This is a genomic window from Faecalibacterium sp. Marseille-Q0746 (assembly GCF_017377595.1).
Lineage (GTDB): Bacteria > Bacillota > Clostridia > Oscillospirales > Ruminococcaceae > Faecalibacterium > Faecalibacterium duncaniae.
This window is the reverse complement of sequence record NZ_JAFREI010000004.1, coordinates 107,043-129,498: the sequence shown is the minus strand read 5'-3', so window position 1 is coordinate 129,498 and position 22,456 is coordinate 107,043. Positions and strand designations below refer to the sequence as shown.

16 protein-coding genes are annotated in these 22,456 nt (G+C 59.5%); 14 read left to right on the top strand and 2 right to left on the bottom strand.

Features of this window, described 5'->3' with window-relative positions; all coding sequences use genetic code 11:
• Positions 1 to 100: 100 nt before the first annotated feature.
• The 13 genes from J3351_RS04030 (at position 101) to argF (ending at position 16,595) form a co-directional block, all read left to right on the top strand.
• Positions 101 to 1,528 (top strand): acetyl-CoA carboxylase biotin carboxylase subunit family protein, encoded by a 1,428-nt coding sequence (locus tag J3351_RS04030; RefSeq protein WP_374222230.1) that lies wholly within the window; start codon positions 101 to 103, stop codon positions 1,526 to 1,528.
• 293 nt (positions 1,529 to 1,821) lie between these two features.
• A complete protein-coding gene (locus J3351_RS04025; RefSeq protein WP_207697178.1) occupies positions 1,822 to 2,652 on the top strand; it encodes a PRD domain-containing protein in 831 nt (276 codons plus the stop codon).
• A gap of 97 nt (positions 2,653 to 2,749) precedes the next feature.
• On the top strand, positions 2,750 to 4,351 hold the full coding sequence (locus J3351_RS04020) for a PTS transporter subunit EIIC (protein WP_242699298.1): 1,602 nt from the start codon (positions 2,750 to 2,752) through the stop codon (positions 4,349 to 4,351).
• A 34-nt stretch (positions 4,352 to 4,385) separates the two neighbouring features.
• The gene (locus tag J3351_RS04015; protein ID WP_207697177.1) at positions 4,386 to 5,819 is read left to right on the top strand and encodes a glycoside hydrolase family 1 protein; all 1,434 of its coding nucleotides are present in this window, start codon (positions 4,386 to 4,388) and stop codon (positions 5,817 to 5,819) included.
• Between the two features lie 160 nt (positions 5,820 to 5,979).
• Positions 5,980 to 6,807, top strand: coding sequence for an MYG1 family protein (locus J3351_RS04010; protein WP_156066706.1), 828 nt, complete (start codon positions 5,980 to 5,982; stop codon positions 6,805 to 6,807).
• 1 nt (position 6,808) lies between these two features.
• Complete coding sequence (locus tag J3351_RS04005) at positions 6,809 to 7,657, top strand: GNAT family N-acetyltransferase (RefSeq protein WP_207697176.1); 849 nt, start codon at positions 6,809 to 6,811, stop codon at positions 7,655 to 7,657.
• A 270-nt stretch (positions 7,658 to 7,927) separates the two neighbouring features.
• Positions 7,928 to 9,163 (top strand): argininosuccinate synthase, encoded by a 1,236-nt coding sequence (locus tag J3351_RS04000; RefSeq protein WP_005928879.1) that lies wholly within the window; start codon positions 7,928 to 7,930, stop codon positions 9,161 to 9,163.
• 353 nt (positions 9,164 to 9,516) lie between these two features.
• Positions 9,517 to 10,917 (top strand): argininosuccinate lyase, encoded by a 1,401-nt coding sequence (gene argH / locus J3351_RS03995; RefSeq protein ID WP_005928872.1) that lies wholly within the window; start codon positions 9,517 to 9,519, stop codon positions 10,915 to 10,917.
• Positions 10,914 to 11,849: an N-acetyl-gamma-glutamyl-phosphate reductase gene (gene argC, locus J3351_RS03990; RefSeq protein WP_156062424.1), complete on the top strand. Its 936-nt coding sequence runs from the start codon at positions 10,914 to 10,916 to the stop codon at positions 11,847 to 11,849. Before argH ends, argC begins: the two co-directional genes overlap by 4 nt.
• Before the next feature lie 164 nt (positions 11,850 to 12,013).
• The gene (gene argJ / locus J3351_RS03985; RefSeq protein ID WP_207697175.1) at positions 12,014 to 13,240 is read left to right on the top strand and encodes a bifunctional glutamate N-acetyltransferase/amino-acid acetyltransferase ArgJ; all 1,227 of its coding nucleotides are present in this window, start codon (positions 12,014 to 12,016) and stop codon (positions 13,238 to 13,240) included.
• Between the two features lie 157 nt (positions 13,241 to 13,397).
• Positions 13,398 to 14,252: an acetylglutamate kinase gene (gene argB, locus J3351_RS03980; protein WP_097773048.1), complete on the top strand. Its 855-nt coding sequence runs from the start codon at positions 13,398 to 13,400 to the stop codon at positions 14,250 to 14,252.
• Between the two features lie 226 nt (positions 14,253 to 14,478).
• On the top strand, positions 14,479 to 15,684 hold the full coding sequence (locus J3351_RS03975; protein WP_207697174.1) for an acetylornithine/succinylornithine family transaminase: 1,206 nt from the start codon (positions 14,479 to 14,481) through the stop codon (positions 15,682 to 15,684).
• Positions 15,681 to 16,595 carry an ornithine carbamoyltransferase gene (argF, locus tag J3351_RS03970; protein WP_005928855.1) on the top strand — a complete coding sequence of 305 codons (915 nt, stop codon included), beginning with the start codon at positions 15,681 to 15,683 and terminating at the stop codon, positions 16,593 to 16,595. Before J3351_RS03975 ends, argF begins: the two co-directional genes overlap by 4 nt.
• 92 nt (positions 16,596 to 16,687) lie before the next feature.
• Here the strand turns inward: argF and J3351_RS03965 are convergent, their stop codons facing one another.
• Positions 16,688 to 18,064, bottom strand: coding sequence for an MATE family efflux transporter (locus tag J3351_RS03965; protein WP_005928849.1), 1,377 nt, complete (start codon positions 18,062 to 18,064; stop codon positions 16,688 to 16,690).
• A 44-nt stretch (positions 18,065 to 18,108) separates the two neighbouring features.
• Positions 18,109 to 20,352: a glycoside hydrolase family 3 N-terminal domain-containing protein gene (locus J3351_RS03960; RefSeq protein WP_098923902.1), complete on the bottom strand. Its 2,244-nt coding sequence runs from the start codon at positions 20,350 to 20,352 to the stop codon at positions 18,109 to 18,111.
• 429 nt (positions 20,353 to 20,781) lie between these two features.
• On the opposite strand from J3351_RS03960, the gene J3351_RS03955 reads away from it, so the two are divergent.
• Entirely contained in the window at positions 20,782 to 22,410 is a 1,629-nt protein-coding gene (locus J3351_RS03955; protein WP_207697173.1) for an MFS transporter, read from the top strand.
• Positions 22,411 to 22,456: the final 46 nt, after the last annotated feature.

The following is a 22,456-nucleotide window of genomic DNA, read 5'->3' as shown; positions in this document are numbered from 1 at the left end:
AAGCCTTGCGGCTTTGCCAGCTCTCCCAAAGGGCGAGCCTTTGGCAAAACCGTGAACTTTGCAGGGACTGCCAAGGCCTCCCACTTTGGGGGAGGTGGCATTGCGAAGCAATGACGGAGAGGGCGAGGACGTGAACAAGAAAGAGGAATCAAAAACCATGAGCAACTTTATCTTTATCTCCCCCAATTTCCCCACCAACTACTGGCAGTTCTGCCGGGAGCTGAAAAACGACGGCATGAACGTGCTGGGCATCGGTGACCAGCCCTATGATGAGCTGAAGCCGGAGCTGAAGGACAGCCTGAACGAATACTACAAGGTCGGCAGTCTGGAGAATTATGACGAGGTCTACCGGGCGGTGGCGTTCTTCGCCTTCAAGTATGGCCGCATCGACTGGCTGGAATCCAACAACGAGTACTGGCTGGAGCGGGATGCGGCCCTGCGCACGGACTTCAACATCAAGTCTGGCTTCCAGACCGAGGATATGCCCCGCATCAAGTACAAGAGCAAGATGAAGGAGTATTACCAGAAGGCCGGCATCGCCACCGCACGTTACCACATGGTAGACGACCTGGAGGGCTGCAGGAAGTTCATCAACGAGGTGGGCTATCCGGTGGTGGTCAAGCCGGACAACGGTGTGGGTGCCTCCGATACCCATAAGCTGTCCAGCGATGAGGAGCTGAAGCGCTTCCTGCTCTACAAGAGCACCTATCACCCCGACCTCTCCTACATCATGGAGGAGTTCGTCCATGCCGAGGTCAACAGCTACGATGCCATCATCGACGGCAGCGGCAACCCCATCTTTGAGGCGGGCAACGTCAGCCCGGTGTCCATCATGGACATCGTCAACGACAACGATAACTCCATCTACTATATCATCAAGGACTTGCCCGAGGATACCCGCGCCGCCGGACGTGCCGCCGTCAAGAGCTTTGGCGTGAAGAGCCGATTCGTCCACTTTGAGTTCTTCCGCATGACCGAGGATCAGGCCGGCATGGGCAAAAAGGGCCAGCTCGTGGCGCTGGAGGTCAATATGCGCCCCTGCGGCGGCTTTACCCCGGATATGATCAACTTTGCCCGCTCCACCAACGTGTACAAGATCTGGGCAGATATGATCGCCTTCGGCGGCACGGATATGCCGGTGGGCGAGCACTACTACTGCCCCTTTGCAGGCCGCCGCGATGGCAAAAACTTTGTGTACAGCCATGAGCAGATCATGCAGAAGTACCAGAAGAATATGCGGATGGTGGACCGCATCCCTGAGGCCCTGTCTGGTGCCATGGGCAACCAGATGTACGTTGCAACCTTCTCCACCCGCGAAGAGATGGAGCAGTTCTACTCCGATGTGCTGGCTGTGAACGACCCCATCAACGCCAAGGTGCAGAAGGAGCTGGCCGAGGTGCTGGCACTGGGCGAGCCCACCACCACCCTCACCGAAAAGCCGAACCTCTCCCCCGCCGTGAAGCCCACCACGGCTGTGACCAAGACCCCCACCAAGGCCGTGACCAAGACGCGCAGCCGGAAAAAGTGAGCGCCTGAAAATTTGATTTGAACCCAAAGCCGCCGTGCAGGAAAACACCTGCCCGGCGGTTTTTTGCTGCCCTGTTTTTCCACGGTGCACAAAAATCGGGGCATTTTTTTGGCCATCGTGCGAATAGACACAGCAAAGAACCTTTGGTATTATAAATTTGTAAAAACAAGACGTTACTCCTCGGAGGCGCTACTTGCATCGAATTCCCTTTCTAAAACAAGGGGAGTAGTGTGAGCTGCTGCATTCGGGGTTTTTCTTTTTGTCCGAAAATTCGATGCAGGGAGTAGAACGGTATGAAAATCATCCGACAGATCAACAACAATGCCGCCCTGGCACTGGACGGAAACGGCAAGGAGCTGGTGGTGCTGGGCCGGGGGGTCGGGTTCCCCAAAATGCCTTACGAGCTGACGGATCTTTCCCGCATCGAGCGAACGTTTTACGACGTGAACCCCAAATATTTTGGCATGGCGGCCGATCTGCCCCGCCCGCTGGTGCTGGCCTGCGCCGAGATCACGGAGCGGGCTGAGATCGAGCTGGACTGTGCGCTGAACCCAAACCTGCCCTTTACCCTGGCCGACCACCTGAACTTTGCGGCGGAGCGGCTGCGCAAGGGCATCGAGATCTCGACCCCGCTGGCTTACGATGTGCGCCACCTGTACCCCAAGGAGACAGAGCTGGCCAAACAGGCACGGGAGCTGCTGGCGCGGGAAGCCGGGCTGAAGCTGCCAGACAGCGAGGTGGTGAACATTGCCCTCCACCTCATCAACGCCGAGGCGGAAGCGGGCGATATGCACTCCATGATGATGACGCTCAAGGCCCTTTCAGACGTGGACGGCATCGTGGAGAAACAGCTTGCTATTACGCTCAACAAAGAGAGCTTTTCGTATTCCCGGTTTTCCATGCATCTGCGCTACCTCGTCCAGCGGCTTGCCTCCGGCAGGCAGGTGGAGGAGCGGATCAGCGGGATGCTGGCCCAGATGCGGCGGGACTATCCGCAGGTGTATCAATGTGCCCGCGCTATTGCGGACTATTTCCGGGCCACTTGGAATTGGCAGTGCAACGATGAGGAGATCGTGTACCTCATGCTGCACATCACCCGCCTGCAGGAGAAGAACGAGGCCTGAACCGGCCCGCTTCCCTGCCCACCTTTTTGCATGAATCCACCCAATGGCGCGCGTTGGGCGGTTCAGAAGATATTGACCGAGAGGGAGGTCCTCTGCCATGGATCGTAAACAGTTCCTGGAGCAGCTGGCTGCTCCGGCCGGCGGAAAAGAAAACATAGGCCTGTGTGATTTCCGCAGCGGCTGTCTGTCCGTTACCGTAAAGGACCGCAGTGTGATCGACCTCAACGCGATCCGCGGGCTGCCCGGTGTGGCTGACGCAGAGCTTCTGCGCAGCAGGCTCCGGATCACCCCGGATCAAACCATCATGGAGGAATTGCAAATGGCAAAAAAAGAAGATTACGGCGCATTGGCAAAACAGATCCTCAGCCTGGTGGGCGGTGCCGAAAACGTGAGCAACGCCACCCATTGTGCCACCCGTCTGCGCTTTAACCTGAAAGATGAATCAAAAGCCGATACCGATGCCATCAAGGGCCTGGCCGGTGTTGTGGGCGTTGCCCAGGCAAACGGCCAGTATCAGGTGATTATTGGTGCCGAGGTCACGCAGGTGTACGAGAAGCTCAGCGGGATGCTGGGCACCGCCCCTGCCGCCGCAGCCCCCGCCCCCAAGGGCAAGTGGTACGACCGTGTCATCGACACCCTGACCGGCATCTTTACCCCCATCCTGCCCCCGCTGACCGCAGCAGGCATGATCAAGGCCGTGCTGGCCATCCTGGTGGCGTTCAAGCTGGTCAGCAATACGTCCAGCACCTACCAGGTCATCAACTTCATGGGCGATGCCACGTTCTATTTCCTGCCCATCCTGCTGGCTAACTCGGCGGCGAAAAAGCTGGGCTGCAACCCCTACCTGGCCATGATGCTGGGTGGCATCCTGATCCACCCCAGCTTTGTGAACCTGGTGGCTGCCTCCAAGGAAAGCGGCGAGGCCATCACCATCTTCATGCTGCCCATCTATAACGCCTCCTATTCTTCGTCCGTGATCCCCATCATCCTGGGCGTACTGCTGATGTCCAAGGTGGAACCCTGGGCTACCCGCATCTCCCCCAAAGCCATCCGCTTCTTTACCGCTCCGCTGCTGACCATGTTCATCTGCGGCATTGCCACCCTGTGTGTGCTGGGCCCGGTGGGCTATGTGGTCTCCAACGCCCTGGCCGCGGTGATCAATGGCCTGAGCACCCTGGCACCCTGGCTGGTGCCCACCATCGTCGGCGTGTTCCTGCCGTTCCTGGTCATGACAGGTACCCACCACGCCCTGACCCCCATTGGCATCAACAACCGTATGACCATCGGCTTTGACACCATCATCTATCCGGGCCAGCTGGCCTCCAACGTGGCACAGGGCGCTGCTGCTCTGGCCGTTTCCATCAAGACCAAGGACCCCGAACTCAAGCAGCTGACCTCCGCCACCGGTATCACCGCCGTCTGCGGCATCACCGAGCCGGTCCTGTTCGGCGTTACCATGAAGATCCGCACCAACATGATCGCAGCCATGGCTGGCGGCGGCGTGGGCGGCTTCTTTATGGGCCTGATGAACACCAAGAACTACTCCGGCGGCTCTCCCGGTCTGCTGACCCTGCCCAGCTACATTGGACTGGATACCCCCATGGCCAACTTCTACTATGCCTGCGCCGGTGCAGCCATTGCCTTTGTGGTGGCCTTTATCGTCTCGTTCGTCCTGTTCCGTGACGAGAAAAAGAACTGATCCCCGGACGCTGCAACATTAGGGAGGAACCTGTATGTATTTCCCGAGAAATTTCCTCTGGGGCGGCGCAACGGCCGCAAATCAGTGCGAGGGTGCCTATCTGGAAGATGGCAAGGGCCTGTCCATCCAGGATGTGCTGCCCAAGGGCTTCAAGGTCATCACCGAGGAGCCGACCCCCGACAACCTCAAGCTGAAAGGCATTGATTACTACCACCGCTACAAAGAGGACATCAAGCTCTTTGCGGGTATGGGGTTCAAGGTCTACCGCTTTTCCATTGCGTGGAGCCGCATTTTCCCCACCGGCGAGGAAGCACAGCCCAACGAGGCGGGCCTGAAGTTCTACGATGATGTCATTGACGAGTGCCACAAGTACGGCATCGAGCCGCTCATCACCATTTCCCACTACGAAACGCCCCTGGCCCTGGCCCGCAAGTACAACGGCTGGAGCAACCGCATCATGATCGACCTGTACCTGAAATACTGCCAGGTCCTGTTTGAGCGGTACAAGGGCAAGGTGAAGTACTGGATCACGTTCAACGAGATCAACTCCATTTTGCACCAGCCCTTTGTCAGCGGTGCCATCCTGACCCCCAAGGCCCAGCTGAGCAACCAGCAGCTGTATCAGGCCATCCACTATGAGCTGGTGGCCAGCGCCAAGGCTGTGCAGCTGGCCCACAGCATCGACCCGGAGTACAAGGTGGGCAGCATGATCCTGGCCGTTACCATCTACCCGCTCACCCCGAACCCCGATGACATCATCGAGGTGATGGAGCTGGACAACGAGGTGTACCTGTTCTCGGACGTGCAGGCCCTGGGTGCCTATCCCTACTACGCCAAGCGCGTGTTTGAGGAAAAGGGCGTGCAACTGGAGATCAGCGATGAGGACCGCGAAGCCCTGACCCACACTGTGGACTTTGTTTCGTTTAGCTACTATTCCAGCAACTGCGCCGCCGCTGACCACTCGCTGGGCGAGCCCACCGGCAGCAACATGGTCCCCACCCTCAAGCGCAATCCGTATTCCAAGGTCAGCGAGTGGGGCTGGCAGATCGACCCCAAGGGCCTGCGCTACACCCTGAACCGGCTGTACAGCCGCTACCACAAGCCCCTGTTCATTGCCGAAAACGGCCTGGGTGCCAACGACACCCTGGTGCCGGACGGCCACGGTAGCTTTACGGTGGAGGATGATTACCGCATCCGCTACATGAACGACCACCTGGTGCAGGTCAGCGAAGCGCTGCACGACGGCGTGGACGTGATGGGCTATACCAGCTGGGGCTGCATTGACCTGATCTCCTGCTCCACGGCGGAGATCAAAAAGCGCTACGGTATGATCTATGTGGACCTGAACAGCGACGGCTCCGGTACGCTGGAACGTTACAAGAAAAAGAGCTACGAGTGGTACCGCCGCGTGATCGAATCCAACGGCGAAAACCTGGAGCTCGACCCGGAGAAACCCATCGTCCTGTAACACACGCTTCTCATAAGGTGCCCTGAAACGGCACTTCCTCCTTTCAGACCCGCTGTGTGGCGTATGCTGCCCGGCGGGTCTTTGTTGTGCACAAAAATTTGTCCCCTGCTTCAGAATGTGATATACTGTTCCCAAAGAAAGAGAACGAGGTATTGCTGTTATGAAAATTCCTGCAAACGGATTTACCCACGCCGGCAAGTTCCATGCGGACGACGTGTTTGCAACGGCGCTGCTGCAGATCATCCGGCCGGACATCAGGATCACCCGCGGCTTTGTGGTGCCGGACGATTTCGACGGCATCGTGTACGATATCGGCTTTGGCATGTTCGATCACCATCAGGAGCCCCGCGAGTACCGCGCCAACGGCATCCCCTATGCGGCCTTCGGTCTGCTGTGGCGGGTGCTGGGCCCGGGGCTGGTGGGGGAACGTCAGGCCCGGCTCATCGATGAAAACTTTATCCAGCCTCTTGACCTGAACGATAACACCGGCGAGCAGAACAGCCTGTGCGATGCCATCGGCTTCTTCAACCCGGTGTGGGATTCCAAGGAGGATCAGGACACCTGCTTCTTCAAGGCGGTGGCTGTGGCAAAGCAGATCCTGGAAAACCAGATCGAGAGCGCGAACGCCGTGAACCGCGCCGATGAGAAAGTGCAGCAGGCCTATAAGAACTCCCGGGACGGCATCGTGATCCTGCCCTGCTACCTGCCCTGGAAGAATGGCCTGTACAAGACCGATGCCCTCTTCGTCATCTACCCCAGCCAGCGCGGCGGGTGGAGTGCCCAGTGCGTGACCGACCACAAGACCAAAAAGCCGAAGCTGCCCTTCCCCCAGAGCTGGGCGGGCCAGCCGCAGGAGATCATTGAGCAGAAGAGCGGCATCGAGGGCATCAGCTTCTGCCACGCCAGCCGGTTCCTCATCACCGCAAAGGATAAGGAGACGGCGCTGGCCGCCTGCCGTCAGGTGCTGAAAAACAACGGGAGACTGTGATATGAGCGGGGAAGCGGAGAAGACGGAGCGGGCCTATGTCTATATGGTGCGCTGCGCAGGCGGCCAACTCTACACGGGCTGGACAAATGACCCGGCCAGCCGCCTGCACGCCCACAAGAGCGGGAAGGGGGCCAAGTGCACCCGTGCGCTGGGGGCACAGCGGTTCGCGTATCTGGAACGGTGCACAGACAGATATGCCGCCCTGCGCCGGGAAGCAGCCCTGAAAAAACTGACCAAGGCGCAGAAGGAAGCCCTGTGCGCCGAATGGGCTGAGAAGAATCTGCCCCGGCTCTCGCTGGCCACCCGGGCCGATGCGGCGGAGATCCTGAACATCTACAACTGGTATGTCCTGCACCATACCGCCACCTTTCAGGTAACGCCCTCTTCCCTGCCGGAGTATGAGGACTGGGTGGACAGCACCCGTGCGCTGATCCCTCTGCTGCTGGCCCGGGATGGGGACGGTAAGCTGCTGGGCTACGCCTGCGCCCACCGCTACCACCCCCGGGAGGCCTACGACTGGGCTGTGGAGAGCACCATCTACTGTGCCCCCGATGCCCGGGGCTTTGGTGTGGGGGATACCCTCTACCGCGCCCTGCTGGATATTCTGGACGGGATGGGTTACTGGAATGTCTACGCCCTTGTGGCAGACCCCAACCCCGCCAGTGAGCGTATCCATGCCCGCTTGGGCTTCACCTGCGTGGGCCGTGAGCCCCACACCGCCTATAAGTTCGGCTGGCTGGGCCTGTCCACCTGGTGGCTGCCCCTGCGCAGGGGCAATGAAAAGCCGGAGCCCACCCACCCGCTGACACAGGAACAGGTGGAGGAGATCCTGGGAAGGTACCAGGCATAAAGAAAGCGTCCTTCGGGGCGCTTTTTTGCAGTTCATATATACATTTTAACTGCATAAAATTTGAATATAAACAAATAATATTGCATAAACATACAAAGTGTAACAAATCCTGCCGCAAACGCGCGGCATGTTTGGCAGTTTTCAGCATTGACGGAAAAGCCGCGCTGTGTATAATAAAAGCATCAACCGCGAATCAAAGACAGAGGATGCGAAGGGAAAGTGCGCATCAGGGTACAAAAGTGTATTTTTATTAAAAGGAGCGCGTTTATTATGAAAAAGGAAAACATTAAAAAAGTCGTGCTGGCCTACTCCGGTGGTCTGGATACCTCCATCATCATTCCCTGGCTGAAGGAAAACTACAACAACTGCGAAGTCGTCGCCGTTTCCGGTGACGTGGGCCAGGGCACCGAGCTGGACGGCCTGGAGGAAAAGGCCAAGGCTACCGGCGCTTCCAAGCTGTACGTCCTGGATCTGAAGAAGGACTTTGTGGAGAACTACATCTTCCCCACCCTGAAGTTTGGTGCAAAGTACGAGGACTACCTGCTGGGCACCAGCTTTGCACGCCCCTGCATTGCAAAGGCTCTGGCCGATATCGCCATCAAGGAAGGCGCAGATGCCATCTGCCACGGCTGCACCGGCAAGGGCAACGATCAGGTGCGTTTTGAGCTGACCCTCAAGGCCCTGTGCCCCGATATGGCCATCATTGCTCCCTGGCGTGAGTGGGACATCAAGAGCCGTGACGAGGAGATCGACTACGCCGAGGCTCACCACATCCCCCTGAAGATCAACCGCGAGACCAACTACTCCAAGGACAAGAACCTGTGGCATCTGAGCCACGAGGGCCTGGATCTGGAGAGCCCCGCCAACGAGCCCCAGTACAACCACCCCGGTTTCCTGGAGCTGGGTGTCAGCCCCGAGCAGGCTCCCGACACCCCGACCTATGTGACCATCCACTTTGAAAAGGGCGTTCCCACTGCCGTTGACGGCAAGGAGATGGGCGCTGTGGAGCTGGTGGAGTACCTGAACAAGCTGGGCGGCGAGAACGGCATCGGCCTGCTGGATATCGTGGAGAACCGTCTGGTGGGCATGAAGAGCCGCGGCGTGTACGAGACCCCCGGCGGTGCCATCCTGTACAAGGCCATCAATGTTCTGGAGACCATCACCCTGGATAAGGAGAGCGCACACCTCAAGGAGCAGCTGGCACAGAAGTATGCCGATATCGTCTACAACGGCCAGTGGTTCACCCCGCTGCGTGAGGCTCTGGATGCTTTTGCCAACAGCCTGGCAAAGACCGTGACCGGCGATGTGAAGCTGAAGCTGTACAAGGGCAACATGATCAACGCTGGTGTTACCTCTCCGTTCACCCTGTACGATGAGCAGACCGCTTCCTTTGGTGAGGACGAGGATTACAACCAGGCAGATGCAGCAGGCTTCATCAACCTGTTCGGCCTGTCCATCAAGGAGCGCGCAAAGCTGTCCAAGAGCTGGCCGAAGATCGAGGACTAAGCGGCTGATCCACCGGGATCACACAAAGCCAACTTTCTCTCCGGTGTGTTTTCTACACTTTCACAACGGAGTTCCAAAACCGGCATAGTTGCCGGCGGCACCGCCGCAGGAGCGCTTTCCCCTGCGGCGGCTTTGCCGTTTTTAGCTGTTTTTATTTACAAGATAAACATCCTCGCCCTCTCAGTCACCTACGGTGACAGCTCTCCCAAAGGGAGAGCCCTTGGCATAGCGGCAAAGTTTCCGGTCAAGCCGTGAAGTTCTCGGTTGCGCCAGAGCCTCTCCCTTTGGGAGAGGTGGCATTGCGCAAGCAATGACGGAGAGGGCGAGCCGCCTATCAGAAAAGGAAGAATATTATGGCAGAACAACTCTGGAAGGGCCGCTTCTCCAAGGCGGTCGATTCGCGCGTCAATGATTTCAACTCCTCCATCCGCTTTGACCAGCGGATGATCGCGCAGGATATGCGCGGCAGCGGGGTCCACGCCGCCATGCTGGCCAAGCAGGGCATCATCTCCGAAAAGGACTGCGAGGATATCCTCAGCGGGCTGGCCTCCATTGCCGACGATCTGGCAAGCGGTGCGCTGGAGATCGACCCCAACGCCGAGGATGTGCATACCTTCGTGGAGCAGACCCTGACCGCCCGCATCGGCGATGCAGGCAAGCGCCTGCACACCGGCCGCAGCCGCAACGATCAGGTGGCGCTGGATATCCGCCTGACCCTGCGGGACTACAGCCACACCCTGCAGGCTTACATCGTGGAGCTCATCAAGGTCATCTGCAGGAAGGCCGCGGAGAATACCACCGCTGTCATGCCCGGCTACACCCACCTGCAGCGCGCCCAGCCCATCACCTTTGGCCATGCGCTGATGGCCTACGCCTCCATGCTCCTGCGTGACCTGCAGCGCTTTGAGGATGCCACCGCCCGCATGGATGCCCAGTGCCCGCTGGGCTCCGGCGCTCTGGCCGGTACCACCTACCCGCTGGATCGTCAGTTCACCGCCGAAAAGCTGGGCTTTGCCGCACCCTGTGCCAACAGCCTGGACGGCGTTTCTGACCGTGACTTCTGCATCGAGCTGGCCAACGCCATCTCTATCTGCATGATGCATCTGTCCCGCCTTTCCGAGGAGATCATCCTCTGGTGCAGCTGGGAGTTCAAGTTCATCGAGCTGGACGATGCCTTTACCACCGGCTCCTCCATCATGCCCCAGAAGAAGAACCCCGATGTCACCGAGCTGATCCGCGGCAAGACCGGCCGCGTCTACGGCGACCTGAACACCCTGCTGGTGATGATGAAGGGCATTCCTCTGGCCTACAACAAGGATATGCAGGAGGACAAGGAAGCCATCTTCGATGCAGTGGATACGCTGGAGCTGTGCCTCAAGACCGTCACCCCCATGCTGGACACCATGAAGACCCTGCCTGCCAACATGCGCCGCGCTGCCGCCAAGGGCTTTATCAATGCCACCGACTGCGCCGACTACCTGACCAAGAAGGGGATGCCCTTCCGGGATGCCTACAAGCTGACCGGCTGCATGGTCTCCGACTGCATCGCAAAGGATAAGACCCTGGAGGAACTGACCCTTGACGAATTCAAGGGCTACAGCGCCCTGTTCGAGAACGATATCTATGATGCCATCGACCTCATCAAATGCTGTGAGGGCCGCACCAGCTACGGCGGCCCCAGCGAGGCAAGCGTCAACAACCAGATCCGGCTGGCCATGGACCAGCTGGCCGCATGGGAGGCGAACAACGCATGAGCGTAAAGGTCTTTATCGACGGCTCCGCAGGCACCACGGGTCTGCGCATTGCCGACCGTCTGGCCGCCCGGCCCGAAATTGAACTGCTCTCCATCTCCGAGGAGGGCCGCAAGGACGTGAACGAGCGGGCAAAGGTCATCAATTCGGCTGACCTCGCCTTCCTCTGCCTGCCGGATGCCGCCTCCAGAGAGGTCATGCCCCTGCTCCGTCCGGATGTCAAGGTGCTGGATACTTCTACGGCTTTCCGCACGGATCCCAATTGGGTCTACGGCTTCCCGGAACTCAGGGGCCAGAAGGAAAAGATCAAAAATGCCTGCCGCGTGGCGGTGCCCGGCTGCTATGCCAGCGGGTTTATCAGCATCATGCGGCCTCTGGTGGAGCTGGGCCTTGCCGGAGCGGGTGATTTCTACAGCTGCACCGGTATTTCCGGCTATTCCGGCGGCGGCAAAAAGATGATCGCCGATTACGAAAGCCCCGACCGTCCGGCCCACAGCAAGCTGGATGCACCCAAGAGCTACGGTCTGAGCCTTGCCCATAAGCATCTGCCCGAGATGCAGAAGATCAGCGGGCTGGCAAACCCGCCCGCCTTTGTGCCTGTGGTCTGCGATTATTACAGCGGGATGCAGGTGCTGGTGCCCTTCCAGCCGGTCTGGGGCGGTGCCGAAAAGGTGGCCGCAGGGCTGGCGGAGTATTACAGGGATGCCGCCACCATCAAGGTGCACGCCCTGAACGAGCCGCTGCCCGAGAACGGCCTGTATTCCAATGCCATGGCCGGTACCGACCGCATGGAGCTGTACAGCACCGTGAACGCCGCCGGGGATCAGATGATGCTGGTCTCCCTGTTTGATAATCTGGGCAAGGGCTCGTCCGGCGCGGCAGTCCAGTGTATGAATCTGATGCTGGGTTTTGAAGAGACGGCTGGATTGGAATGAAATGGCTCACCCTCTCAGGCCGCTTCGCGCCCAGCTCTCCCGAAGGGAGAGCTTTTGACAAAACCGCAAACTCTGCGGGGAATGCCAAGGCCTCCCACTTTGGGGGAGGTGGCAGCGCGTTAGCGCTGACGGAGAGGGTGAGGATGCTGAAGGGAGAAAGTAGTATGTATCAAGAAGTTGCGGGCGGCATTTGTGCCCCCAAAGGCTTTGCAGCGGCTGGCGTGCACTGCGGCATCCGCGCAAATCATAATGAAAAATACGATCTGGCACTCATCAAGGCGGAGGTGCGCTGTGCCGCCGCCGGTGTCTACACCACCAATAAGGTCTGCGGCGCACCCATCAAGGTGGACCGCGCCCACCTGAAGGACGGCTATGCACAGGCCATTCTTGTGAACAGCGGCAACGCCAATACCTGCGCCGCCAACGGCGTGGCTCTGGCCGAGGAGTGCTGTGCGCTGGTGGGCGAGGCACTGCACATCCCCGCCGAGGATGTGCTGCCCGCTTCCACCGGTGTCATTGGCCAGCCCATGGTCATTGACCCCTTTGCCCGGGGAATCCCCGCCGCCGCCGCGAAGCTGACAGCCACTGCGCAGGGCAGCACCGATGCAGCCACGGCCATTATGACCACCGATACCCACAAAAAGGAGTACGCCATCCAGTTTGAGCTGGGCGGCAAGACCTGCACCGTGGGTGCCATTGGCAAGGGCAGCGGCATGATCGCCCCCAACATGGCCACCATGCTGGCCTTCTACACCACCGATGCCGCCGTTTCCCCCGCTCTGCTGGAAAAGGCCCTCAAGACCGTGGTGCCCGGCACCTACAACCAGATGAGCGTGGATCTGGATACCTCCACCAACGATACCCTGATCATCATGGCCTCCGGTCTGGCCGGAAACCCCGAGATCTGCGAAGAGAACGCCGACTACGATGCCTTTGTGGCGGCCCTGACCGCCATTGCTGAGCACATGTGCGCCGAGCACGCCGGTGACGGCGAGGGTGCCACCCACCTCATCACCTGCGAGGTGACCCACGCCCCCGACCTGAAAACGGCCCGTGCCGTCAGCCGCAGCGTGGTCTGCTCCAACCTGTTCAAGGCTGCTGTCTTTGGCCGCGATGCCAACTGGGGCCGCATCCTCTGCGCCATCGGCTACACCCCAGGCGATTTCTCCATCGACAAGGTCTGTGTCTGGCTGAGCAGTGCCGCCGGTGAGGTCTATGTCTGCGAGAACGCCGCCTACCACCCCTACAGCGAGGACGAGGCCGCCAAAGTTCTGGCGGAGCATGATATCCTTGTCAAGGTGGATATGGGTACCGGCGATGCCAGCGCCAAGGCATGGGGCTGTGATCTGACTTATGATTATGTGAAAATCAACGGGGATTATCGGACCTGATAAAACTCCCCCAGTCGACTGCGGCGACAGCCCCCTCAAGGAAGGGGCCTGAATGCCTCCCTCTTTGAGGGAGGTGGCATCGCGCAGCGATGACGGAAGGAGTTTGTCTGGTGGAAAATGAATGCCGGAGCAAGTGTGCTGGCGGCAAGGAGAGTATATGAAGAACGAAGAAATGGCCCTCCTGTTTTCGGAGGCGACCCCTTACATCCAGAAATACCATGGCAAGACCATGGTCATCAAATACGGCGGCAACGCCATGATCAACGAGACGCTGAAAAACGCCGTGATGAACGACCTTGTCACCCTGACCCTGCTGGGGGTGCGGGTGGTGCTGGTGCACGGCGGCGGCCCGGCCATCAACGAGATGCTGAAAAAAGTCGGCGTGGAGAGCCATTTCAACAACGGTCTGCGCGTGACCGATGACGCTACCATGGAGATCGTCCAGCAGGTGCTGGCCGGTAAGGTGAACAAGGACCTTGTGGCAAAGCTGCGCGGCCGCGGCGTGGGCCTGTGCGGCATGGACGGCCAGATGCTCCGCTGCACCGAGCTGGACCCCGCACTGGGCCATGTGGGCGAGATCATCCATGTGGACCCCACCCTGATCTCCACCCTGCTGGACGGCGGCTATATCCCTGTGATCGCAACGGTGGGCATGGACGATCTGGGTCAGGCCTATAATGTCAACGCCGACACCGCTGCCGCACAGATCGCCATTGCCCTCAAGGCCGAGAAGCTGGTCTCCATGACCGATATCGCCGGCCTGCTGCGGGATAAGGACGATGAGACCACCCTGATCCCCGAGGTGGAGGTCAGCGAGATCGAGGGCTACAAGGCTGCCGGCATCATTGCGGGCGGCATGATCCCCAAGATCGGCGGCATGGCCGATGCCATCTATCAGGGAGTCCACGAGGCGGTCATCATCGATGGCCGCGTGCCCCACTCCATCCTGCTGGAGCTGTTCTCCAACCGGGGCTCCGGCACCCGGTTCTACCGCCGCAGCCATCAGGAATAAGGCTTGCTGAAAGAGCACGGACACTATATAATAAAAGAAAGACTTGCCCATTTTGCCAAGGCCTCCCCTACTAGGGGAGGTGGCAATGCGAAGCATTGACGGAGAGGTTGGACAGAGGAGACGTTGTCCTTCATACAACCTCTCAGTCGCTGACGCGACAGCTCCCCTGGTAGGGGAGCCTTTGGCATTGCGGGAAAGAACAGCGTTACCGTAAGGAGGGCACAAAATGGATTCCGAAAAAGTCATCAAGCGGGACAACGAATATGTCCTGCACACCTATAACCGCAACCCCATTGCACTGGAAAAGGGCCACGGCCTGTATGCCGAGGGCCCCGAGGGCCAGAAGTATCTGGATTTCACCAGCGGTATCGGCGTGAACAGTCTGGGCTACTGCGACCTGACCTGGGCCGAGGCCGTCTCCGTGCAGGCCCATAAGCTGCAGCACACCTCCAACCTCTATTACACTGCTCCCTGCGGCAAGCTGGCCAAAAAGCTGTGCAAGCGCACCGGCATGAGCAAGGTTTTCTTTGGAAATTCCGGTGCCGAGGCCAACGAGGGTGCCATCAAGGCCGCCCGCAAGTACAGCTTTGATCACTACGGCAAGGGCCGCGATGTTGTGATCACGCTGGTCAACAGCTTCCATGGCCGCACCATTGCCACCCTGACCGCCACCGGTCAGGAGGTGTTCCACAACTACTTTGGCCCCTTCAACGAGGGCTTTGTTTATACCACCGCCGGTGACATCGAAGGCCTCCGGGAACTGGTGGACCGCCATACCTGCGCCATTATGCTGGAGCTGATCCAGGGCGAGGGCGGCGTGATGGCGCTGGACCCTGAGTATGTGCAGGCCGTGCGCGCCCTCTGTGATGAAAAGGACCTTGTCCTCATCGTGGACGAGGTGCAGACCGGCGTGGGCCGCACCGGCACCTTCCTGTGCTGTGAGCACTACAACCTCAAGCCCGATATCGTCACGCTGGCCAAGGGTCTGGGCGGCGGCCTGCCCATCGGTGCCGTTCTGCTGAACGAAAAGACCGCCGAGGGCATGGGCCCCGGTAGCCACGGTTCCACCTTTGGCGGCAACCCGGTGGTCTGCGCCGGTGCCAACGTGGTGGTGGATCGGATGGATCAGAGCTTCCTGGCCAATGTCAGCGAGCGGGCCGTCCAGCTGCGTGCTGGTCTGGCCAAGCTGCCCATGGTCAAGAACCTTTCCGGCATTGGCCTGATGGTGGGCATCGAGTTCTTTGGCGGCATCCAGGCCGCGGACGTGCTGGCCGCCTGCCGCGAAAAGGGCCTGCTGGTGCTCACGGCCAAGAGCCGCCTGCGCCTGCTGCCCCCGCTGACCCTGACCGCCCACGATGTGGAAAAGGCTCTGGGCATCCTGAACGAGGTGCTGACCGAGATGGAGCAGAAGGCTCCAAAGGAGCAGGCATGAAACATCTGCTGAAAATGAGCGACCTCTCCCCCGCTGAGCTCCACCACATCCTTGATGTGGCGGAGGAGCTCAAGGCAGAGCAGAAGGCCGGGACGACCCCGGCGCTGCTCAAGGGCAGGAGCGTGGCGCTGATGTTCTCCAAAAACTCCACCCGCACCCGCACCAGCTTTGAGGTGGGTGTCTACCAGCTGGGCGGTCTGGGCAATTACATGAACGCCGCCACCGAGCTGCAGTCCGGCCGGGGCGAGCCCCTCAAAGATACCGCCCGGGTGCTGGGCCGCTACTACGACTGCGTGGTCTGGCGCACTTACCGCCAGTGCGATCTGGAAGAGTTTGCCGAGCTGGCCGGTGTGCCCGTGATCAACGGCCTGACCGACTATGCCCATCCCTGCCAGGTGCTGGCCGACCTGATGACCATCCGGGAGCGCCGGGGCACGCTGGAGGGCCAGAAGCTCTGCTTCATCGGCGATGGCTGCAGCATGGCAAACAGCCTCATCGTAGGCGGCCTGCTGGCAGGGATGCGTGTGACCTGTGTCTGCCCCGAGGGCTACCGCCCTGCCGCCGACGTGCTGATGTTCGCCCACAAGTATGGCGAAAAGTTTCACCTGCTCACCGACCCCGCCGAGGGTGTGAAGGATGCCGATGTGGTGGTGACCGCCGCATGGAATACGGCCCCCGGTACCCCCGAAAGTGAGCGCCGCCTGCGGGACTTCGCGGGCTTTCAGGTGACCAGCAGGCTGATGGAGGGGGCAAAGCCCGATGCCATGCTCCTCCACTGCCTGCCTGCGCACCGGGGCGAGGAGATCTCCACCGCCGTCTTTGAGGAGCACGCCGACGAGATCTTTGACGAGGCCGAGAACCGTCTCCATGTGCAGAAAGCCGTGCTGGCCATCCTGCTGGCCGGTCTGTAAAAACGAGAAAGAGCCCCGGGGCTGCATGGAAACTGCAGCTCCGGGGCTCTTATTGTTTCTCTCAGGGTCTGCGGCTCAGGCCGTGGCCCTCATCAGACCCTGCCAGCGCCCTTGTCCAGGATCTTATTGAACTGGAGGAAGAAGGTGGTGGCGGTCACGGTAGCGGCGATGATGTCACTGACGGGCTCGGCAAGGAACACGCCGAACACGGGGTTCGCGACCACATGGGGCAGGATAAAGATGAGAGGGATGAGCAGGATGAGCTTGCGCAGGCAGGCCAGCAGCAGGCTGACCTTGGCCTGACCCAGCGCCATAAAGCTCTGCTGGCAGGCGATCTGGACACCGGTGGAGAAGATGCCCGCCATGTAGATGCGCATGGCCCAGGTGGTGTAATCGATCAGGGAGGCATCCGAGGTGAAGATGCCAGCCACTGCACCGGGAACCAGCATCATCAGCAGCCAGAAGATGGTGGTGTAGCTCAGGCAGAGGGTCAGCTGGAAGCGGAATGCCTGCTTGACGCGGTCTTTCTTGCCTGCGCCGAAGTTGAAGCTCATCACCGGCTGGCCGCCCTGGCAGATGCCCGAGATGGGCATGGTGCACAGCTGGGAGGCGCTGGTGATCACGGTCATGGCACCCACGGCCACGTCACCGCCGTAGCGGGCCAGGCTGGAGCTGAAGCTGATGGACAGCAGGCTCTCGGTGGAGAGCATGACGAAGGTGGAAATGCCCAGTGCCAGCACGGGCATGATGATCTTCCCTTCCAGCTTCATGTCCTCTTTGCGGATCTTGAGGATGGTCTTGGGGCCGGTGAGGAAGCGGATGACCCAGATGGCACCCACTGCCTGGCTCAGCACGGTGGCAATGGCAGCACCCTTTACGCCCATGCCCAGCCCAAAGATGAGGATGGGGTCCAGCACGATGTTGATGACCGCGCCGATAACGGTGGTCAGCATACTGATCTTGGCAAAGCCCTGCGCAGTGATGAAGGTGTTCATGCCAAGCACGATCAGCACGCAGATGGTGCCCAGAATGTAGATGCGGCTGTAAGTCAGGGCGTAGGGCAGGGTGGTGTCACTGGCACCAAACAGCCGCAGCAGGGTGGGTGCGGCGGCGTAAAAGACGATGGTCAGGACGACCGAGAAGAGCAGCAGCATGGTAAAGCTGTTGCTGACGATCTTTTCTGCCTGCTTCTTGTCGCCCTGGCCCATGGCGATGGCGGTGCGGGGCGCGCCGCCGGAGCCGATGAGCATGGCAAAGGCGTTCAGGAGCATCAGGATGGGGGTAAACAGGCCTACGCCGGTCAGAGCCGCCGCGCCGATCCCCGAGATGTGGCCGATGTAGATGCGGTCCACGATGTTGTACAGCAGGTTGACCACCTGCGCCACAACGGCGGGGATCATCAGCTGGAGCAGGAGCTTTTTCACGTCACCCGTGCCCATATCCTGCTGTTTTTTCTGCGTTTGTGCCATGGAAAGTGTCTCCTTTGGTTTGAGCGAGACGGAGAGGGCTGCCCTCAGAACGTCAGGCCGAAGTTCATCTCGTAGTAGTTGCCTGCGGCATCACGGTAGGCGTAAGCCTTGCCGTTCTCGTCCTTCATGCTGTCGGGCATGTAGGCATCCTTTGCAAAGCCGGGCACGTCGTTGGGGCTGATGCAGACACCGTCCGCGTTCACAGCCAGCACCTCGTCGCCCTTGGGCAGGGTCAGGGGCAGTTTGCCAACGGGAGCAAAGCGGCCGAACATCACATCCAGCGTTGCGGAGGGGTAGGTGTCAAAGCCGACGGTCAGAGCGTCGGAGACCTTCTCCACATTGCCGACCTCCCAGGCCAGCGGGCAGTTGATGTTGGAAACGACCTTGCCGCCGTGGGCGTGGACCGCAGCAGCGATACCGGCCAGACGGTTTGCGCCCACCAGAGTGGTCTCCTTGTGGGTCTCGGTGGTGGGCTTGCCGCTCTCATCCACGTTGCAGACCGTCTTGTCCTCGCAGATGTCCAGCTCCAGGTAGCCCGGGGTGGCGTTGAAGTATGCACCGGACTGGGGGCTGACCATCAGTAAGGCCACCTGGGCCTCATCGGGGGTGTCCACCAGAGTGACATTGCCCAGCATCTCGCGCAGGGCCTTGGTGGCGGCCTCACCGGCCTCGGCGCTCTTGCCAAAGGCCTCAGCATAGACCTTGGTGCCGTCCTTCAGGGGCAGGGTGCCGTCGTTCTTCAGCAGGACAACGGACTCGCGGTGCACGCGGGAAGCTTCCTCCCAGTCGGCCTTGGTGGCAACGACCTCGGCGGCCTTCCTGGGGTCGGCGTAGGTGTCCTCGAACATGCCCTGACGGAACAGCTCGGTCAGGGTGCGGCTGACAGCGCGGTTCAGGCTGGCATCGGTCAGCACCAGATCTTCCTTCTTGAAGCCGGCGGGCACTGCGTGGGTGTCGTAGTAGTCGTTGGTGCCGCGGGCGTAGCTCTCCTCGCCCAGCTCGTTGTCCAGCAGGCCGGAGATCAGGTCCACGCCGCTCTGGGTGACAGCATAGCCGATGCGCTCGGGCTCGTCCAGCATGTCAACGCCCCAGCACATATTGTGGACGATGCCGGTGTCGGAGTTGATGTAGCCCTTGAAGCCCATCTGGCCGCGCAGCAGGCCGTCGATGAACACTTTGTTGTAGGCAAAGCCGTAGGGCTGGAGCTCGATGGGGTTGCCGTTGAAGTCCTCCTGCGGAGCGCTCTTCTCGGCGCTGGGCTTGGAGTAGTAGGGCATGATGGACTCGGCATTGTGGCGGATGGCTGCACGGAATGCCGGGATGTGGTACTTCTGCAGGGAGCCGGGGGTGGCGTAGATGTTCCACTGGCCTGCTGCATAGTGGGGGTCAAAGCCGTTCTCACGGGCACCGCCGCCGGGGAAGTGCTTCACGGTCATGGAAACACCCTCGGGGGTAACGCCGTTGCTGCCGCCCTGGATGCCGGGGATCAGGTGGTCGAAGATCTCCTCAATCAGTGCGGGGTCCTCGCCAAAGGTGCCGAAGGTGCGCTGCCAACGGGGGTCGGTGACGCAGTCGGCCATGTACATGTAGCCCTTCTTCAGGCCGCAGGCATTCCACTCGCGGCGGATGGTGTCGGCGAACTTGTCGATGATGTCGATGCGTGCGGTGCCCTTGACGGCAGCAGCAATGCCCAGGGTGCCGGGATAGGTGGCAAACACGCCGGTGGCATCGTTCATGCCGAACACGACCTCACCGTTCTCGTTGCGGCTGTTGGACATGACCTGCATGGGAACAAAGTGATCACAGGTCTCGGTCAGGTACTGCAGCTGGTTCAGGTAATCTGCCAGATCCTCGGGCGTGGGGCTCTCGCGCAGGATGACGTGGCGGTTGAAGCTCTTCTTGACCATGTCAGAGGTGCTGGGCAGGGACTGGGAGCCGAAGATGCTGTCGGAGACGTTCACGGGTGCCTCGTCCAGCAGGCCGCTTTCGTCCGCCACGGGCTTGTGGCCGTTGGCTGCCAGACGGGGGGAAGGATACTTGGGGCCCATGCGCCAGTCGGAGGTGAAGATCTGGCCGATCTTCTCGCTGGTGGTCAGAACCTTGACATAGGCCTCGGCGCGCTCAGCCGGGGTCAAGCGCCAGTCGTTGACTGCGCTGACGGTGCCGGTGCCGTCGATGTCCTTGAAATACAGGCCGTCCTGCTCGATGACCTTGCGCTCCACGGTGCTGATGGTGGGGCCGTTGGGGTTCTGGTAGCGCTTTACACGCTCGGATGCTTTCACTGCCATAGTGTTTTCTCCTTTTCTTTTGAACGCAGCGGCCCATGCCACAGAGCCGCAGATGCTATACCTATTATAATAGGCCCCCGCGCGGAACAACTAGAAAATTTTTTGGATATTTCCGCACTTTCCTTGTATTCTTTTTTTGCGCGCGGTTGGAATACAAGTCTGTTTTGTGGAATGTGCTGTACTAGTATCTTACAATCATGTGCAAAATGACGAACGCTGTTTTTTAAAACTGTTGATTTCGCCCAAGGAGAGTAAAATTGTCCTGTTTTACCTCAAAATTTTACTAACAGAAATTTGAGGGATAGTTCATAATGTATACATAAAAATCCCCCGGTTCGCGATGTGGCAGCCGCAGCCCACGGGGGACCGAATGAAAGGCCGGAGTGAGTGGCAGCACACCGGCCGCAGAATTGAAAGGAGAGCTTCTCTATGGCAAAGGTCAAACAGCCGCTTGAAGAAAACGGCATCCACAGAGCGAAAATGTGGGAGATCATGATGTACGCTCTGAATAACACCTCCACCAACACCTACATGATGGTGGTCGGTTACATCAGCTACTTCCTGATCGGTATCGTCGGTCTGGCATCCGTGCTGGCCGGTTCCATCGTCACCATCATGCGTGTCTGGGACGGTGTCACCGACCCGTTCGTTGGTATGATGGTCGATAAGACCAACGGCAAGTTCGGCAAAAACCGTCCGTTCATTGTCATCGGTCAGATCATCATGTTCGTCACCACCTTCGTGATGTTCAACTTCATCCCCAAGATGGGCACTGGTGTCCGCTTTGTTGCGTTCATCATCATCTACATGATCTACATCCTGGGCTACACCTGCCAGTGCGTTGTCACCAAGTCTGCTCAGACCTGCCTGACCAACGATCCCAAGCAGCGCCCCATCTTCGCAATGTGCGATACCGTGTACAACATCATCCTGATGAACATTGTCATCCCTGTCATCGTTACCGACAGCCTGGTTCCCAAGTTCACCCTGACTGCTGAGAACAACGCTGCAGAGATCGCTTCTCTGGTGGCACAGAACCCCGCTCTGGCAGGCATCGTGGAGAAGTCCGGCGGCAGCCTGTCCGCTTTCTACAACCCCGGCCTGTTCACCACCATGCAGCTGATGTTCGGCGGCCTGTCTGCAGTGTTTGCAATCTGCGCCATCATTGCTCTGTGGCGTAAGGATAACTCCAAGTACTTCGGTCTGGGCACCGCCCAGAAGGTCGGCGTGAAGGATTACGTTGACACCCTGGCTCACAACCGCGCCATCCAGATGCTGGTGGTCTCCGCGTCTACTGATAAGCTGTTCATGTCCACCATGAGCAACTCCACTGTTATGATCTGCCTGTTCGGCATCATCTTCGGCAACTATGCCGCATTCTCCAGCTACTCTCAGATCACCTCTATCCCCATCGCTCTGATCTCCATCCTGCTGATGAACAAGATCGCACGTCAGATGGGCCAGAAGGCATCCATGATGACCGGCACCTATGGCGGCATCATCGGTTCTATCATCATCACCCTGTTCCTGGTCTTTGTGAACCCCAAGGGCGATGCTACCAAGTTTGCGCTCCCCGCATTCCGTATCATCCGTCCCGACACCTGGGGCACCCTGTTCAACGGCTGGACTGCTACCGGCCTGATCTTCATCCTGCTGATCATCGCATGGCGCGGTGTGCAGGCTCTGTCCTCCTCCATCGTTATCACCATGACCGCTGACTGCGCCGACTACGAAGTCTACCGTACCGGCAAGTACGTCCCCGGCCTGATGGGCACCCTGTTCAGCTTTGTGGATAAGCTGGTCTCCTCTCTGGCAGCTACTCTGGTGGCCCTGTTCTACTCCATGGCTGGTTTCAAGGATGCTCTGCCCGATACTCTGACTCCGTACTCTGACGGCATCTTCTGGGCAACCATCGGCTGCTTCGTCCTGCTTCCCATCGTTGGCTGGCTGTGCAACGTTGTTGCCATGCACTTCTATCCCCTGACCAAGGAGAAGATGGAAGAGATCCAGGCTGAGATCGGCCGCATCAAGGCTGAGGCTGCTGCAAAGCAGGCTTAATGCCAACCATCTCCCTGCGGAAATTTTGAATCCGGGACAGCGCCGC